The organism is Calidithermus chliarophilus DSM 9957 (assembly GCF_000430045.1).
In the GTDB taxonomy this organism is placed as follows: domain Bacteria; phylum Deinococcota; class Deinococci; order Deinococcales; family Thermaceae; genus Calidithermus; species Calidithermus chliarophilus.
Genome location: NZ_KE387027.1, coordinates 155,771 through 172,240, shown reverse-complemented (window position 1 = coordinate 172,240; position 16,470 = coordinate 155,771). Strand labels below are relative to the sequence as shown.

The following is a 16,470-nucleotide window of genomic DNA, read 5'->3' as shown; positions in this document are numbered from 1 at the left end:
GATGCCCAACGCCGAACGCAAGACGCAAGACGCTAACCGCCGGGGCCGGGCTCTTCCCTGGCGTTGGGCGTCGGGCGTTTAGCGTTCGGCACTGCCGGAGGCAGCATGCGTGTCCGCTACAGCAAGTACGAATCCAGCCTCGACGACCTGACGAGCTCCGAGCTCATGGATATGCTCGAGGACTTCCTCCTCGACTCGGGCTTCTCCGACCCCTACAACCGCTACCAGCCCGACCCCGACCGCACCCCCACCCTCGAGGACCTCTACGACGCGCTCCTGCAGGCGCTGCTCGAGCAGGAGCGCATCCCCGAGGAGTGGCTGCGCGAGGCCCGCTTCGCCGACCGCAAGGAGGACACGCGGCTGTACCGCGAGATCCAGAAGCTCATGCAGCGGCTGCAGGACGAGGGCTTCATCCGGCTGCCGGGCAACGACCCCACCGACCCCGCCACCGGCCAGGGGATGCAGGGCGAGGCCCAGGACACCCGGCTCGAGCTCACCAACAAGTCCGTCGACTTCCTGGGCCTGCGCTCCTTGCGCTCGCTGATGGGGGCCTTGGGCAAGAACAACCCCGGCGCCCACATGACGCGCCACTACGCCTCGGGGGTGGAGTCGAGCGGCGAGACCAAGCCCTACGAGTTCGGCGACCAGCCCACCCTCAACATCCCCGAGACCCTCAAGCGCGCGGCCATGAAGGGGATGGAGAACCTCGAGGAAGAAGACCTCATCATCGAGCTCGCCGAGTACACCGCCGCCATGAACACGGTCGTGCTGCTCGACTGCTCGCACTCGATGATCCTCTACGGCGAGGACCGCTTCACCCCCGCCAAGCGCGTGGCGCTGGGGCTGGCCCACCTCATCCGCACGCAGTACCCCGGCGACCAGGTGCGCTTCGGCACCTTCCACGACTCCGCCGAGGAGGTGCCCTTGGGCCGGCTGCCGACCGTGCAGGTGGGCCCCTACCACACCAACACCGCCGAGGGCATCAAGCTCGCCCGCAAGATCCTGCGCAAGATGGGCGGGGAGATGAAGCAGATCATCATGATCACCGACGGCAAGCCCTCGGCCCTCACCCTACCCTCGGGCCAGATCTACAAGAACGCCTGGGGCCTCGACCCGGTGATCCTGGCCGAGACGCTCAAGGAGGCCACGCTGGCGCGCAAGGAGGGCATCCCCATCCACACCTTCATGCTCGCGCGCGAACCCGAGCTGCTGGCCTTCGTCAAGAAGCTCACCCAGATCACGCGGGGCAAGGCCTACTTGACCACCCCCGCCAACATCGGGCGTTACGTGCTGATGGACTTCCTAACCCGTAAAATTAGCCGCAATTGAGCCGAATCTGACGGTTCGCGCAAAAAATTCCCAAACTCGCCCGCTCCTCGCCGGGGCGGGCTCCGCCGTTTTGGATTAACGGATATTAACACTCGAGCAAAATGTGTGAGAAAACCGTCGAGCAAAGGTGAGGGACAATTATCCCATCAGGGCGTCATCAGCCCCCATTCAGCTTCACCCATCATGATAGAAATTTCGTGTAAATCACGAGGAAACTAAACACAGCTTTAGGGTCCTCTAAAGGAAGGGCGTTACGCATTCGACTATAAATTCGCGGTGCGGAGTTACGTTCCGTTACCCCCTCGAGGCAGAAATATGAGTGCATACCGATCCTTCACCCCGGCGTGGAAGCGTGCTCGCACGCTCGGCTTCGGGCTCGTCGTAGCCCTGCTGGCCGCGTGTAACAGCGGCTCCAAAGACTCCGTCAAGCCCGCGATCAACCTCTACAACCCCCCCTCCGACAGCCAGGTCTCGGGCAACGGGTGGCAGCTCTCGGGCATGGTGGCGGACAACCAGGAGGCCGCCAAGCTCAGCTACCGCATCAACGACGGTGAGGAGCGGGAGATCGAGCTGACCGGCCTGGCGCAGTTCCGCTTCGGGCTCAACATGCGCGAGCTCAAGCCCGGCAAGAACACCATCACCCTCACCGCCACCGACAAGGCGGGCAACAGCAGCACCCGCGTCGTGGAGCTCAACTTCGCGGCGGCCACCTCGGCCACGCCCGTCATCAGCGTCAGCACCCCGACCAACAACTCCACCGCCAGCACCAACACCGTGCGCCTGACCGGCTCGGCCACCGACGACGTCAGCGTGACCCGCATGACCTTCAAGCTCAACAACGAGCCCGAGGAGCCCATGTCGATCACGCCCGGTAGCAGCGTGAGCTTCAACCACACCGCCGGTTTCCTCAGCCCCGGGGCCAACACCATCAGCATCATCGCCTACGACGGCAACGGCAACCGCAGCGTCAGCAACGTCACGGTCAATTACGGCAGCGCCCCGCCGCCTCCTCCGCCCTCGGGGTCGGGAGCGGCTCCTACGGTGAGCCTGAGCCAGCCCGCCAACGGCGCGACGGTGAGCACCACCACCGTGCGCATCCAGGGCACCGCCGGCGACGACAAGGGCGTGACCAAGCTGACTTTCCAGCTCAACGACGAACCCGAAGAGGTCATCGCCATCACCTCCTCCACCAGCGTGAGCTTCGCCCGCACCATCGGCTTCCTCAAGCCCGGCGCCAACACCGTGACGGTCTTCGCCTACGACGCCGACGGGAACAAGGGCTCGAGCACCGTCACCGTCAACTACGGCAGCGGCGGCAGCAACACCCCGCCCACCGTGAGCATCACCCAGCCCGCCAACGGCAGCAGCACCACCAGCACCAGCCTGGCCGTCCAGGGCAGCGCCAGCGACAACGCCGGCGTGACCCGCATGACCTACCAGCTCAACGGCGGGGCCGAGCAGAACGTCAGCATCACCAGCGGCGCCAACGTCTCCTTCAGCTTCAACGTCAGCGGCTTCCGCGACGGCAGCAACACCCTCACCGTCAACGCCTACGACGCGGCGAACGCCAAGGGCAGCGCCAGCGTGAGCTTCACCTTCTCCAGCGGCACCACCCCGCCTCCGCCCCCGCCCAGCGGCGGCGCCAACCCCACGCTGCTGCGCAGCTACATGTGGATGCAGAGCAGCCCCGAGGGCGACCAGCCCGCCGTGGAGGACATGTTCTACCGCCCCCGCCAGTTCACCACCAACAACACCCTCACCGACGCGCAGAGCGGCTGGACCATCAACAACGCCGGCAGCTTCCAGGGCTGGGACGTGCTGCTGCCCCCCAACGGCGGCAAGCACGGCAGCGTCTGGCAGTACGACAAGGCCACCTTCATCAGCCTCACCCTCAACCGTGACGCGCGGCTGGCCATCGTCTGGCGCGCCGACCCCACCAAGGTCCCGAGCTGGCTGAAGAACAACTGGACCCAGCAGGGCACCGTGCGCATCAACAACGCCGACCGGCAGGTGTACGTCAAGAACTTCAGCGCCGGCCAGACGGTACAACTGGGCTCGGTCTACGACCCCGGCCAGCGCCAGGCGCAGAACCTCTTCACCTACCTGGTCCTCTTCGGCGAGAAGGACGGCAGCGCCTCCCCGGCCCCGGCCCAGCTCGGGAGCCCGGCCGCCGAGCCCAACAAGGCCTGCCCGCAGTGGGTGCACGACCAGTACACCACCGAGGTCACCATGCCCAACGGCGCCAGGCGGGTCCTCGCCACCTGGCACCCCCAGGTCGACCCCGTCTACTGGTGCTACTTCGGCCACGACCACGGCTCCGACCCCGGCCTCCTGGTCCCCGGCTACAAGGTGGGCTTCGGCTACGTCCAGGACGACCTGCACAGCAGCGGCGTGCTGCCCGAGCCGCACCCCGGCTTCAAGAACTACGTGTGGGAGCGCGACGGCTACCGCTGGCTCTTCGTCCACCACTTCGGCACCGGCGGCGCGGGCCGCTTCTGCCGCCAGTTCCACAGCCTCCAGGTGACGGTGGCCAACAAGTCCACGGGCGAGATCGTGGCCGACCTGCGCCTCATGACCGACTTCGGCGCCTCCCGCGACAACAACACCGACCTGCCGCTCAACGTCACCTGCCCGCAGGGCGTGCCGACCCCCGCCCAGGTGGCCTCCACCAGCACCGGCACCCGCACCATCAAGGTGCAGCCCGACCTCAACGGCTACGAGCCCTGGCGCAGCGCCGACAGGGGCCTGATCCTGGGCCTCAGCCTCGCCGGCCTCACCTTCGACACCGTCACGCCGATCCTCGGCTGCACCGACTCGACCTGTGCCCAGACGATCCGCATCGGGCAGAACGTGGGCGAGCAGCGCCTGTTCGCGGTGGCGACCGACCCCGGCGGCCCGGCGCTGTCCATCGACGCCTCCAGGACGCCGGGCGGCGGCGGCGAGTTCTTCACCGACATCTACGGCAAGAAGACCCTGCCCGCCTCCGACGCCGGCGCCGTCCGCCAGTACGTCAAGCCCGGGCTGCGCCTCGAGGTGCGCAACGAGCGCAACAGCGAGTGCTACACCCGCGACGCCTTCTTCATGTTCTACGAGGCGTGCGGCAATGCCCCCCAGAGCTCGATGAACATCGAGGGTGCGCTGAGCGACAAGAACTAAGTTTCTCCAGGGTGACTTTTGACAAAGTCACCCCGACCGAAGGGAGAATGAGGGCTCCGGCGTGGGTTTGTCACCCTGCCAATCTGACAAACCCACGCCGGAGCTACTGAACCCCTCACGAGCCTCCTCCCTGCCGTGGCACCCCGGGCTTTGCGCCCGGGGTGCTCGTCCATCCGTCAGCCCTGATTGATACCAGATTCGGTCAGTTCGTTCCCGAATGGGGACGAACTGACCCGACCGAAGGGAGTGCTCTAGGATTCAAAAAGATAGCCTCTGAAGGTCTTTGGTTTGGGTGATTATCTTTTTGAATCCGGTATGATTCGCTATTCCGAACAGCTCGACGGCCGTTTATGGAAATTTGAACCCGATTCGACCTAATTACCGAAGATGCCCCGAAGCGAACGCCTTTATGCGGTTTAGCCTTAAGGATTGTTGAACTTTTGCGTTAAGACTGTGAGTGGACGATTTCCCCAGCGATCATCCCCGGCTCAGCGACTTCTCAGGATGAACCGCAAGCCTCTGATGTTAGACGGCGTGAATTTTAAGGCAGGTGGGGTTATTATGGAAAAATCCGAGCAAATTGCGGCTAAAGATTTTAGGCGAGTGCTTCTATGGTCTTTACTGGTCATGCTGGCGGCCTGCACCGACCGGCCCGCGCCGGCCTCGGCCCCGCGGGTGGCCCTGAACCTGAGCAGCGCGGCCTCGAGCAGTTCCGGCAGCGTGGGGGTGCAGGTGCTGGCGGAAGACGCCGTCGGGGTGCGGCGCCTGACCTACCGGCTCAACGGCGGGGCTGAGCAGGCGGTGCGCCTGGCCCCCGGGCGCAGCGTGCGGCAGTACTTCAGCGTCGCGGGCCTCAAGCCCGGCGACAACGAGCTGGTGGTCAGCGCCTACAACGCGGCGGGGCTCGAGGGCCGTGCCAGCGTGCGGGTTTCCCTGGCCGCCCAGCAGGCCGGGGCCCCCGGCATCACCGTCAGCTCGCCCGACGACGGCTCGAGCAGCAGCTCCGACACGGTGCAGGTGCAGGGCGAGGTGCACGACGACCGGGAGGTCGCGCGGCTGACCTTCCGGCTCAACGGCGAGCCCGAGGAGGTCATCCGCGTCACCCCGGGCGGCCGCTCGAGCTTCAACCACACCGTCGGCTTCCTGCAGCCCGGGGCCAACGCCCTCGTGCTCACCGCCTACGACGACGAGGGCAACGCCAGCTCCACCGCGCTGACCGTGAACTACGGCCAGGGCCAGCCCGAGCCGGGCGGGGCCCCCACCCTCAGCATCTTCTCCCCCGCCGACGGCAGCACCAGCGACGCCGCCACGGTGCAGGTGCGCGGCAGCGCCAGCAGCGAGAAGGGCGTGAGCCGCCTGACCTTCCGGCTCAACGACGAGCCCGAGGAGGAGATCGCCGTCGAACCCGGCGAGCGGGTGAATTTCAACCACAGCGTGGGCTTCCTGCGCCCGGGGAGCAACACCATCGTCCTCAGCGCTTACGACCCGGACGGGGGTCGCGGCACCTACACCCTGACCGTGAACTACGGCTCCAGCGGCGGCGCCAACGCCGCGCCCAGCGTCCGCATCGCCGCGCCGGCCGACGGCAGCGCCCTCGCCAGCCCCTCGGTAGAGGTGAGCGGCTCGGCCAGCGACGACGCCTCGGTGACCCGCCTGACCTACCGCCTCAACGGCGGGGCCGAGCAGGACGTGGGCGTCACGGCGGGCAAGGCCCTCGGCTTCGGCTTCACCGCCGGCGGGCTCAGGAGCGGGGAGAACACCCTCGAGGTCATCGCCTACGACGCGGCGGGGCTCGAGGGCTCGGCCTCGGTGCGCGTGACCTACAACCCCGCGCCGCCCACGGGCGACCTCGACTTCCGGCGGGTCCAGATCGACGCGGCCAGCCCCAAGGAGGCGTGGATGAAGAGCGTGGGCGACCTCAACGGCGACGGCCTCCCCGACCTCGTCATCGCGGGCGACGCCGACGATCTGGTGTGGTACGAGGCTCCCGGCTGGACCAAGCGCGTGATCGACGGCTACGCCCGCAGCCAGAGCGGCAGCGCCGTGGCCGACCTCGACAAGGACGGCGACCAGGACCTCGTGGTGGGCACCCACTGGTACGAGAACGCCAACGGCAGGGGCACCTCCTGGGCCAAGCACAGCCTCGGCAACGCGGGCACCCACGACATCGTGGTCGCCGACTTCAACAGGGACGGTAAGCCCGACGTGGCCATGCGCGGGGAGCAGGACACCGTGGTGACGGTGTTCGTGCAGAACAGCAAGACCTCGTGGGACAGCTTCGACGTGGAGCCGGGTTACGGGCTCAACGGCCTGGCGGCGGGCGACATCGACCGTGACGGCTGGCCCGACCTGGCGGTGGGCGGCGTGTGGATGAGGAACCCCGGGAGCGGCGGCGGGGGGTGGGGCCGGTACACCTTCGCCCCCGGCTGGCAGGCTTACGCGGCCGTCGTCCTGGCGGACGTGAACCGCGACGGCCGCCTCGACGCGGTGATGGCGCCCTCCGAGCGCACCGGCGAGGTGGCCTGGCTCGAGGCCCCCGCCGACCCAAAGAACGCCTGGACCCGCCGCGTCATCGAGCCCGGCGTCGACAGCATCCACTCCCTCGACGTGCTGGATTTCGACGGCGACGGCGACCTCGACGTCGTGGGCTCGGAGTTCCGCGGCCAGAAGCGCCTGTTCGTGTGGCTCAACAAGGGGAACGGCTGGGAGGCCCGAGTCCTCGGCACCGAGGGGCTGCACCAGACCCGCGTGGCCGACGCCGGCAACGACGGCGACTACGACGTCTTCGGCCACGTCTGCCCCGAGCCCGAGGCCTGCTTCGGCACGGGGCCTGTTGTCTTGCTGGAGAACTGAGCGACCGGCCGGCTCGAGGCCCCGCCCCGGCACGGCGGGGCCTCTCAGCGTGGGCTCACGCTCGAGCGCCCGGCGATCTGGTAGTTTCGCTGGTGGAGCCGGAGGCCCTCGAGCCGCCCAGCGCTACCCCATCCCCGAGGAGAGGCCGTGAACCTACCGCGATGGAAGACCCGACTCCTGCTCTCGAGCCTGGCCCTGACCCTGCTGCTGGGGGCCCAGGGCAACCCCTTCAGCTTCCGGCGGGTGCAGGTCGACAAGGCCAGCCCCGACTCGGCCTGGATCAAGAGCGTCGCCGACCTCAACGGCGACAAGCTCCCCGACCTCGTCATCAGCGGCGGCAACGGGCCGCTGGTGTGGTACCAGGCCCCCTACTGGGTCAAGCGCACCATCGACCCGTCGGCCAAGAGCCAGAGCGGCAGCGCGGCGGTGGACATCGACAAGGACGGCGACCAGGACCTCGTCGTGGGGGTGGTGCTGTACGAGAACCTCAACGGCCGGGGGACGTCCTGGAAGCGGCACGTGCTGGGCAACGCGGGGACCCACGACATCGCCGTAGCCGACGTCGACAAGGACGGCAAGCTCGACGTGGTCATGCGCGGCGAGACCGACACCGTGATCACGGTCTTCCTGCAGAACGCCAAGGACGACTGGCGCCCCTTCGAGGTCGACCCCCGCCGCAGCCGCAACGGGCTCGACGTGGGCGACGTCGACCGCGACGGCTGGCCCGACCTGGTCACGGGCAGCGTGTGGATGAAAAACCCCGGCCCCGGCCTCGCCAAGGCCCGGTGGAGCGAGCACACCTACACCGACTGGGTGCCCTACGCCGCCGTGGTGCTCGCGGACGTGAACGGCGACGGCCGCCTCGACGTGGTGGCCTCCCCCTCGGAGGAAAAGGGCCGGGTCTCCTGGCTCGAGGCCCCCGCCGACCCCACGGCCCGCTGGCGCGAGCACGTGATCGAGCCCGGCGTCGACAGCATCCACTCCCTCGACGTGCTGGACTTCGACGGCGACGGCGACCTCGACGTCGTGGGCTCGGAGTTCCGCGGCCAGAAGCGCCTGTTCGTGTGGCTCAACAAGGGGAACGGCTGGGAGGCCCGAGTCCTCGGCACCGAGGGGCTGCACCAGACCCGCGTGGCCGACGCCGGCAACGACGGCGACTACGACGTCTTCGGCCACGTCTGCCCCGAGCCCGAGGCCTGCTTCGGCACCGGCCCGGTGGTGCTGATGGAGAACCGCTCGAGCCGCTGACCCCCCCGCTTGGGGGAGGTACGTTTTTCCCGGTGAACCCTCCGGGAATACCCCAAAACCCGAAAAATCCTGGATTTCACGCTCGAGCCCGGGGCGGCAGGTGTATGTTTCGGATTGGCTCCACGCAAGTTCAGTGTAAGATGTGAAAGTTGGCAGAATTGCAAAAGCATTTAGCGCATCCCCAAGCTCAAGGGGAACTAAACACTAGCTAAACGGACCTTTACAGGATTCTCAACGCCCTCAGTGTCCTCTCACGGTTGAATTACGTGGCTTAAGTCGTTGCCTTAACGGAGGCGTTATGCGTTTCGGGCCAGGGTCAACACACGGAAACCTCTTTTGGGGGCTGCTAGCAGGAATGGTGTTGCTGCTGGCGGCGTGTACCAGGGGTGACGGGACGCCCCCAGAGATCCGGATCAACCAGCCCCTCGGCGGCTCCACCATCCCCGACGACGGCGTCGCGGTGCAGGGGGAGGCCCTCGACAACAGCGGGGTCGCCCGCCTGACCTACCAGCTCAACGGCGGGGTCGAGCACCCCGTCGGCATCACCGTGGGCCGCCAGGTCCCCTTCGACTTCGCCGTTACGGGCCTGGCCGAGGGGGACAACACCGTCCTGGTCAACGCCTATGACACCAACGGGCTGAAGAGCTCGGCCAAGGTCCAGTTCCGGCGGGCCCCGCGCAACAACCCGCCCCAGGTTGGCCTCAACGAGCCGGCCGACGGCAGCACCACCGCCAGCAGCAGCATCGCGGTGAAGGGCGTCGCCACCGACGACCGGGGCGTGACCGCCCTGAGCTACCGCCTCAACGGCGGCAGCGAGAAACCCGTCAGCATCAACCAGGGCAAGAGCGTGCCCTTCTTCTTCAGCGTCAGCGGCTTGCAGAGCGGGGGGAACACCCTCGAGGTCATCGCCTACGACGCGGCGGGGCTCAAGGGCTCGGCCTCGGTGCGCGTGACCTACAACGCCGCCTCCGCCTCCACCCCCAAGCTCAGCATCAGCCAGCCCGCCGACGGCGCCGTCGTCAGCGCCAACACCGTGCGCATCCTGGGCAGCGCCAGCGACGACAAGGGCGTGACCCGGCTGAGCTACAAGCTCAACGACGAGGCGGAGGAGAGCTTCGGCGTCAACCCGTCCACCCAGGTCAACATCGACCACACCCTCGGCTTCCTCAAGCCCGGCGCCAACGTGGTGGTGGTGAGCGCCTACGACGGCGAGGGGAACAAGGGCTCGAGGTCCTTCACCGTCAACTACACCCCGCCCCCCACCCCGCCCAGCCTCACCCTCAGCGAGCCCGCCAACAACAGCACGGTCTCGAGCAGCACCGTCGCCGTGCGGGGCACCGCCAGCGACGACACCCTCGTCTCGCATGTGAGCTACCAGCTCAACGGGGGCAACGAGCAGAACGTCAGCATCAGCGCCGGCAAGAGCGTGAGCCTCAGCTTCAACGTCAGCGGGCTGAGGCAGGGCGGCAACACCCTCACGGTGCACGCCTACGACAACAACAACACCCGCACCTCCGTCACCCTCAGCCTCACCTACGCCTCCGGCACCAACGCCGCGCCCAGCGTCAGCATCAGCAGCCCGGCCAACAACAGCAGCACCACCAGCAACACCGTGCGCGTGCAGGGCACCGCCAGCGACGACCAGGGCGTGACCCGGCTGGGCTTCAAGCTCAACGGCGAGCCCGAGGAGACGGTGAACGTCACCCCCGGCAAGTCGGTGACCTTCGACCGCACCATCGGCACCCTCCAGAGCGGCGGCAACACCGTCACCGTCTTCGCCTACGACGAGGCGGGCCTCAAGGGCCAGGCCAGCGTCAGCGTGACCTACAACCCCACCACGCCCCCTCCCCCACCCCCGCCGACCGGCAGCCTCAACTTCCAGCGGGTGCAGATCGACGCCGACAGCCCGCAGTCGGCCTGGATGAAGAGCATCGGCGACCTCAACCGCGACGGCCTCCCCGACCTCATCATCGGCGGGGACAACGTCGAGCTGGTGTGGTACGAGGCGCCCGGCTGGACCAAGCGCACCATCGACAGCGCCTCGCGCAGCCAGAGCGGCAGCACGGTGGCCGACCTCGACCAGGACGGCGACCTCGACGTGATCTACGGCACCCACTGGTACGAGAACGCCAACGGGGCGGGGACCTCCTGGACCAAGCGCAGCCTCGGAAACGCCGGCACCCACGACATCGTCGTGGCCGACTTCAACAACGACGGCAAGCCCGACGTGGCCATGCGGGGCGAGACCGATTCGGTGATCACGGTCTTCCTGCAGAGCAGCAAGACCTCGTGGTCCTCCTTCGACATCGACCCCGGCTACGGCCGCAACGGGCTCGACGTGGGCGACATCAACCGCGACGGCTGGCCCGACCTGGCGGTGGGCGGCGTCTGGATGAGGAACCCCGGCAGCGGCGGCGGGGGGTGGGGCCGGTACACCTTCACCTCCGGCTGGGAACCCTACGCCAGCGTGGTGCTCAAGGACCTCAGCGGCGACGGCCGCCTCGACGCGGTGATGGCGCCCTCCGAGCGCACCGGCGAAGTGGCCTGGTTCGAAGCCCCCGCCGACCCCACCGGCCCCTGGACCCGCCACGCCATTCAGGGCAGCGTCGACAGCATCCACTCCCTCGACGTGCTCGACCTCGACGCCGACGGCGACCTCGACGTCGTGGGCTCGGAGTTCCGCGGCCAGAAGCGCCTGTTCCTGTGGCTGCGCAGCGGCTCGAGCTGGAGCGCCCAGGTGATCGCCACCGAGGGGCTGCACCAGACCCGCGTGGCCGACGCCGGCAGCGACGGCGACTACGACATCTTCGGCCACGTCTGCCCCGAGCCCGAGGCCTGCTTCGGCACCGGCCCGGTGGTGCTGATGGAGAACCGGCCCGCCGGCGGCGCGTCCAACCGGGTTCTGGTGTTCTCCAAGACCGAGTCCTTCCGCCACGACTCCATCCCCGACGGCATCGCCGCCATCCGGCAACTCGGCCAGCTCAACGGCTTCGGCGTGGACGCTACCGAGGACGCGGCGGCCTTCACCAGCGCCAACCTGGCCCAGTACCGCGCCGTCGTCTTCCTCAACACCCAGGGCAACGTGCTCAACGCCTCGCAACAGGGCGCCCTCCAGCAATACATCCGGGGGGGTGGGGGCTTCGTGGGGGTCCACAGCGCGGCCGACACCCTGAACGGCTGGCCCTGGTACGTGCAGATGGTGGGCGCGAAATTCGCCAGCGAGATCCGCGCGAGCGGGCTCAAGCTGACCGTGACCGACGGCTCACACCCCTCGAGCCAGGGCCTGCCCAGCCCCTGGTACTTCGAGGTCGAGGCCTATAACTTCGACGTCAACCCCAAGGTCAACGGGGCCACCGTGCTGCTCAACCTCGACGAGTCCTACGTGGACGGGGGCACCATGGGCGCCGACCACCCCATGGCCTGGTACCACCTCTACGACGGGGGGCGCTCCTGGTACACCAACCTCGGCTCCGACAAGGCCGACTACAGCGACCCCAAATTCCTGGCCCACCTGCTGGGGGGCATCAAGTGGGCGGGGAACTTCGGCCTAAGCGCCGCCGGCCGTCTGCCGGATGATCTGCAAGTACGCCTCGGCCCGGCTGGGCCAGGTCAGTTGCCGGGCATGGTCGCGGGCCGCCTGGCGCCATCCCTCAGCGGCCGGGGCGGCTAGCAGTTCCTCGAGCGCCCGCGCGAAGGGCTCGAGGCTGGGCTCCACGACCGTTCCCACCGATCCCACCACCTCGGGCAAGGCAGCGCAGTTGGTCACCAGCACCCGCGTGCCGCAGGCGAGGGCCTCGAGCGCGGGCAGCCCGAAGCCCTCGTAGAGGCTGGGCACCGCCATCACGTCGGCGGCGCGGTAGGCCGCCTGCAGCAGGGCGTCGTCGATGTTCTGCAGGAAGCGCACCTCACGGCCCTCCTGCAGGCCGAGCTCGCGCAGCAGGGCCTGGGTCTGGGCCCGCCAGCGCGGGCCGCCCGCCCCCCCGACCTTGAGCAGGGTGGCGCTGGGGAAGCGCCGCCGCGCCCGGGCGAAGGCCCGCAGCAGCAGGCCCACGTTCTTGCGCGGCAGCTCGGTGCCCACGTAGAGCACCAGCGGCCCCTCCAGGCCCTGCTCGAGGCCAGCCTGCAGCAGCTCCCGCGCCTGGAGGGGGGTGGGGCCGGGCTCGAGGAAGGCCGGGTCCACCCCGTTGAGCACCACCTCGACGCGGCCCTCGAGCTCGGGCAGGTGGTGCAGCAGGCGCCGGCGCGTGAACTCCGAGACGGCCACCACCCGGCTGGCCCGGCGCAGCCCGTAGAAGCTGGCCTCTACGCTCTTCTGGCCCCACCAGTCCAGGGTGCCGCGGTCGCCGGGGAAGTCCACCACCCCGATGTCGTGCGCGATCACGACGCTGGGCAGGCCCCCGGTGTCGCGCAGGGCCTCGGCCCCGGTGAGCTGCGGCAGCAGGACGAGGTCGCTGGGACGTGAGGGCCGCACCCCGATGGGGCGGGTGCGCAGCAGCGGCAGGGGGAGGCGGCGGTAGGCGGCCCCCACCACCCGCACCCGCTCGCCCCACCCCGCCCGCAGGCTCCCCAGCACCCGCCCGATCCCGCCGCGGGGGGAGTAGCTCTCGAGGTCGGGCACCGCTACGGTCGGTATATCTTCCATCGTTCGCGCCGGACCTCCGGAGTGAAGCTACCACATCCGGCTGGGGCCACGCCCGTAACGTGCCCCGGCGCGACGACCGGGCCAGGCCGTAACGCCCCGCAGGAGGTTCCACCCGCGACCGGCCCCCGGCGATTTCTGTAATACCGGATTCAAAAAGATAATCATCCAACCCAGAACCCTGGAGGCTATCTTTTTGAATCCTAGAGCACTCCCTTCGGTCGGGTTAGTTCGTCACCGAACGGTGACGAACTAACCGAATCTGGTATAAGAAGTCTCTGCGCATGAGCCCACCCTGGCCCCTGCCCCTTGGCGGGCTTTATGCTTCCTTTATTCAGGGGAATTTCTCATGAACATGAAGGTTGTTTTAAGGGCCTTTTCAAAATTCCGTTACGCCCGTTATGATTCAATGTCTTTCGGCAACCTGACAGTTGCTGCCAATCCCCTCGAGGAGTATTCAACCCGTGAAACGACGCCTTCCCCTTCTTGCGCTAGCGCTGGCGATGGCGGCTTGTGTCACGCAGCAGAACCCCGACCCCTCCTTCACCCTCTCCCTCTCCGCTGCGGACAGCAGCCCCACGCTCGTCCAGGGCACCAAACGAGACCTTAGCGTCGCCATCGGGCGGCAGAGTGGCTTCGGCGAGGCCGTGAGCCTCAGCCTGGAGAAAAAGGGCGGGGGCAGCCTCGCCACCGGGCTCAGCTACAGCTTCAGCCCCAAGACAGCCAGCGGCAGCGGCAGCACCCTCACCCTCGAAGCCTCCACCGGCACGGCCCCGGGGGTATACGACCTGCAGGTCACGGGCAGCGCGGGCAAGGCCACCCAGTACGCCTACCTGACCCTCACCGTGCAGGAGAAGCCCCAGCCCGGCAGCTTCAGCCTGACCGTCAACCCCTCCAGCCGCAGCCTCGAGCGCCCCGCCAGCGGGTCGGTCAACGCCAGCGCCGAGGTGAGCATCGTGCGGGACAAGTTCAGCGAGGCGGTGAGCCTCAGCCTCGAGCAGGCCGACGGCAAACCCCTGCCCACCGGGATCAGCGCCGGCTTCAGCCCCGCGAGCGCCACGGGCGGCTCGAGCACCCTCACCCTGACCGTGAGCGCGCAGGCCCAGGCCGGCAGCTACAGCCTGCGGGTCAAAGGCACCGCCGGCAGCACCACCAAGTACGCGCCCTTCACCCTCAGCGTCACCGCCCCGGCGACCCCGCCGCCCCCGCCGCCACCCCCTCCCGGCGGCGCCAACCCCACGCTGCTGCGCAGCTACATGTGGGTGCAGAACAGCCCCGAGGGCGACCAGCCCGCCGTGGAGGCCATGTTCTACCGCCCCCGCCAGTTCAAGAGCGGCGTCACCATCCCCGACGAGCAGAACCACGGCGCCATCAACGACGCAGGCGCCTACCAGGGCTGGGACGTGCTCACCCCGCCCAACGGCGGCAAGCACGGCGGGGTCTGGCAGTACGACAAGCCGGTGTTCGTGCGCCTCACGCTGAGCCGTGACGCCCGGCTGGCGGTGGTGTGGCGCGCCGACCCCGCCAAGGTGCCCAATTGGCTCAAGAACAACTGGAGCGAACAGGGCAAGGTGCGCATCGCCGGGCAGGACCGCCGGGTCTTCGTCAAGAACTTCAGCGCCGGCCAGGCCGTCGAGCTCGGCTCGGTCTACGACCCCGGCCAGCGCCAGGCGCAGAACCTCGAGACGTACTGGGTCCTCTTCGCCGAAAAAGACGGCACCCCTCCGGCAGAACCCCCGCAGCTCGGGAGCCCGGCCGCCGAGCCCAACAAGGCCTGCCCGCAGTGGGTGCACGACCAGTACACCACCGAGGTCACCATGCCCAACGGCGCCAGGCGGGTCCTCGCCACCTGGCACCCCCAGGTCGACCCCGTCTACTGGTGCTACTTCGGCCACGACCACGGCTCCGACCCCGGCCTGTTCAAAGCCGGTTATAAGCCCGCGTTCGGCTACATCCAGGACGCCCTCCACACCGACGGCGTGCTGCCCGAGCCGCACCCCGGCTTCAAGAACTACGTGTGGGAGCGCGACGGCTACCGCTGGCTCTTCGTCCACCACTTCGGCACCGGCGGCGCGGGCCGGGTCTGCCGCCAGTTCCACAGCCTCGAGGTCGCCGTGGCCAGCGCGAGCACGGGCGAGATCGTGGCCAAGCTCCACATCAACACCGACTTCGGCCCCTCCACCAACAACAACACCGACCTCCCCCTCGAAGCCACCTGCCCCCAGGGCGTCCTCACCCCCTCCCAGGTGGCCGACCAGAGCAACGGCGAGCGCAAGATCCACGTCTACGACGGAACCCAGGGCAGCCTCAACGGCTACGAGCCCTGGCGCTCCGACGTGTCGGGCAACATCCTTGGCCTCAACCTCGGCGGCCTCACCTTCGACACGGTCAACCCCATCACCGCCTGCACCGGCCCCGTCTGCAGCAGCCTGATGCGCATCGGCAACAGCACCGGCGAGACCCGCCTGTTCTCCTTCGCCACCGACCCCGGCGGCCCGGCACTGTCCATCGACGCCTCCAGGACGCCGGGCGGCGGCGGGGAGTTCTTCACCGACGTCTACGGCAAGAAGGTCCTGCCCGCCTCCGACCCCGGCGCCGTCCGCCAGTACGTCAAACCCGGGCTGCGGCTCGAGGTGCGCAACCCCCAACACACCGAGTGCTTCACCCGCGACGCCTTCTTCATGTTCTACGAGGGCTGCGACCTCGCCGCCAACGTCCCCCAGGCCTTCATGAACATCGAGGGCGCCCTTACCGACAAGAACTAGCCTTCCTCGCTTCCTCCCTCCTCTCCCCCACGTTTCCTCCTGGCGTGGGGGACTCTTCTTGGGAGCATTAAGCCTCCCACCCCTTCCACGACCTTGGATTCACTTCGTAAACTCTACCCATGCGCGTTTATGATGAGCGTTCCAAGGAAGGGATAGCCTCGAGACGACAACCCAGCGCGGCAGTGGGGGAGCCGGAGCTCGAGCCCTTACTCCCCCGGCCCCGGCCCGTCCCCCCTGCCGTGGCCGCCGAGCCCCCCGCGCCCCAGCCCCGGGCGGCGTGGTCCCCCGGGGGCGGGCTATCCCTGCGGCCCCTGGGCACCCCCCTGCAGCGGCGGGCCCGCCTCGGCCTCCACTGGGCCGCCCTCGAGCACCGGTGCGCCCAGCCGGACCCCGAGGGCCTCGCCGGGCGCCTCGAGGCCCGCCGGGGCCGGGGCACCCCCCTCCCCGCCGCCCTGCAGAACCGGCTGGAGGCGCAGCTGG

Annotated in this window: 7 protein-coding genes and 1 pseudogene; 7 read left to right on the top strand and 1 reads right to left on the bottom strand. The window is 68.5% G+C overall.

Going from position 1 to position 16,470, the window contains the following annotated elements; translation table 11 throughout:
• Positions 1–105: 105 nt before the first annotated feature.
• The 5 genes and pseudogenes from MEICH_RS0117815 to MEICH_RS30305 all read left to right on the top strand — a co-directional run.
• Positions 106–1,329 (top strand): vWA domain-containing protein, encoded by a 1,224-nt coding sequence (locus MEICH_RS0117815; protein WP_027893711.1) that lies wholly within the window; start codon positions 106–108, stop codon positions 1,327–1,329.
• A gap of 315 nt (positions 1,330–1,644) precedes the next feature.
• A complete protein-coding gene (locus tag MEICH_RS0117810) occupies positions 1,645–4,485 on the top strand; it encodes an Ig-like domain-containing protein (RefSeq protein WP_027893710.1) in 2,841 nt (946 codons plus the stop codon).
• A gap of 603 nt (positions 4,486–5,088) precedes the next feature.
• Positions 5,089–7,338, top strand: a complete 2,250-nt coding sequence (locus MEICH_RS0117805) for an FG-GAP-like repeat-containing protein (RefSeq protein WP_218916432.1) — start codon at positions 5,089–5,091, stop codon at positions 7,336–7,338.
• Positions 7,339–7,485: 147 nt separating this feature from the next.
• Entirely contained in the window at positions 7,486–8,586 is a 1,101-nt protein-coding gene (locus MEICH_RS0117800; RefSeq protein WP_027893708.1) for an FG-GAP repeat domain-containing protein, read from the top strand.
• A 298-nt stretch (positions 8,587–8,884) separates the two neighbouring features.
• Positions 8,885–12,109, top strand: a pseudogene (locus MEICH_RS30305) (ThuA domain-containing protein); the annotation flags it as partial.
• 24 nt (positions 12,110–12,133) lie between these two features.
• Here the strand turns inward: MEICH_RS30305 and MEICH_RS29735 are convergent.
• The gene (locus MEICH_RS29735) at positions 12,134–13,228 is read right to left on the bottom strand and encodes a glycosyltransferase (protein ID WP_084542412.1); all 1,095 of its coding nucleotides are present in this window, start codon (positions 13,226–13,228) and stop codon (positions 12,134–12,136) included.
• Positions 13,229–13,689: 461 nt separating this feature from the next.
• On the opposite strand from MEICH_RS29735, the gene MEICH_RS0117785 reads away from it, so the two are divergent.
• Positions 13,690–15,990, top strand: coding sequence for a COG1470 family protein (locus tag MEICH_RS0117785; protein ID WP_157202892.1), 2,301 nt, complete (start codon positions 13,690–13,692; stop codon positions 15,988–15,990).
• Positions 15,991–16,109: 119 nt separating this feature from the next.
• A partial coding sequence (locus MEICH_RS29525) for a hypothetical protein (protein WP_218916431.1) occupies positions 16,110–16,470 on the top strand: 361 nt, incomplete at its 3' end.

Excerpts from the sequence above, each read along its gene's own strand:
- MEICH_RS0117810 (WP_027893710.1), top strand. The coding sequence starts at position 1,645 with ATGAGTGCATACCGATCCTTCACCCCGGCGTGGAAGCGTGCTCGCACG.
- MEICH_RS29735 (WP_084542412.1), bottom strand. The coding sequence starts at position 13,228 with ATGGAAGATATACCGACCGTAGCGGTGCCCGACCTCGAGAGCTACTCC.
- MEICH_RS0117815 (WP_027893711.1), top strand. The coding sequence starts at position 106 with ATGCGTGTCCGCTACAGCAAGTACGAATCCAGCCTCGACGACCTGACG.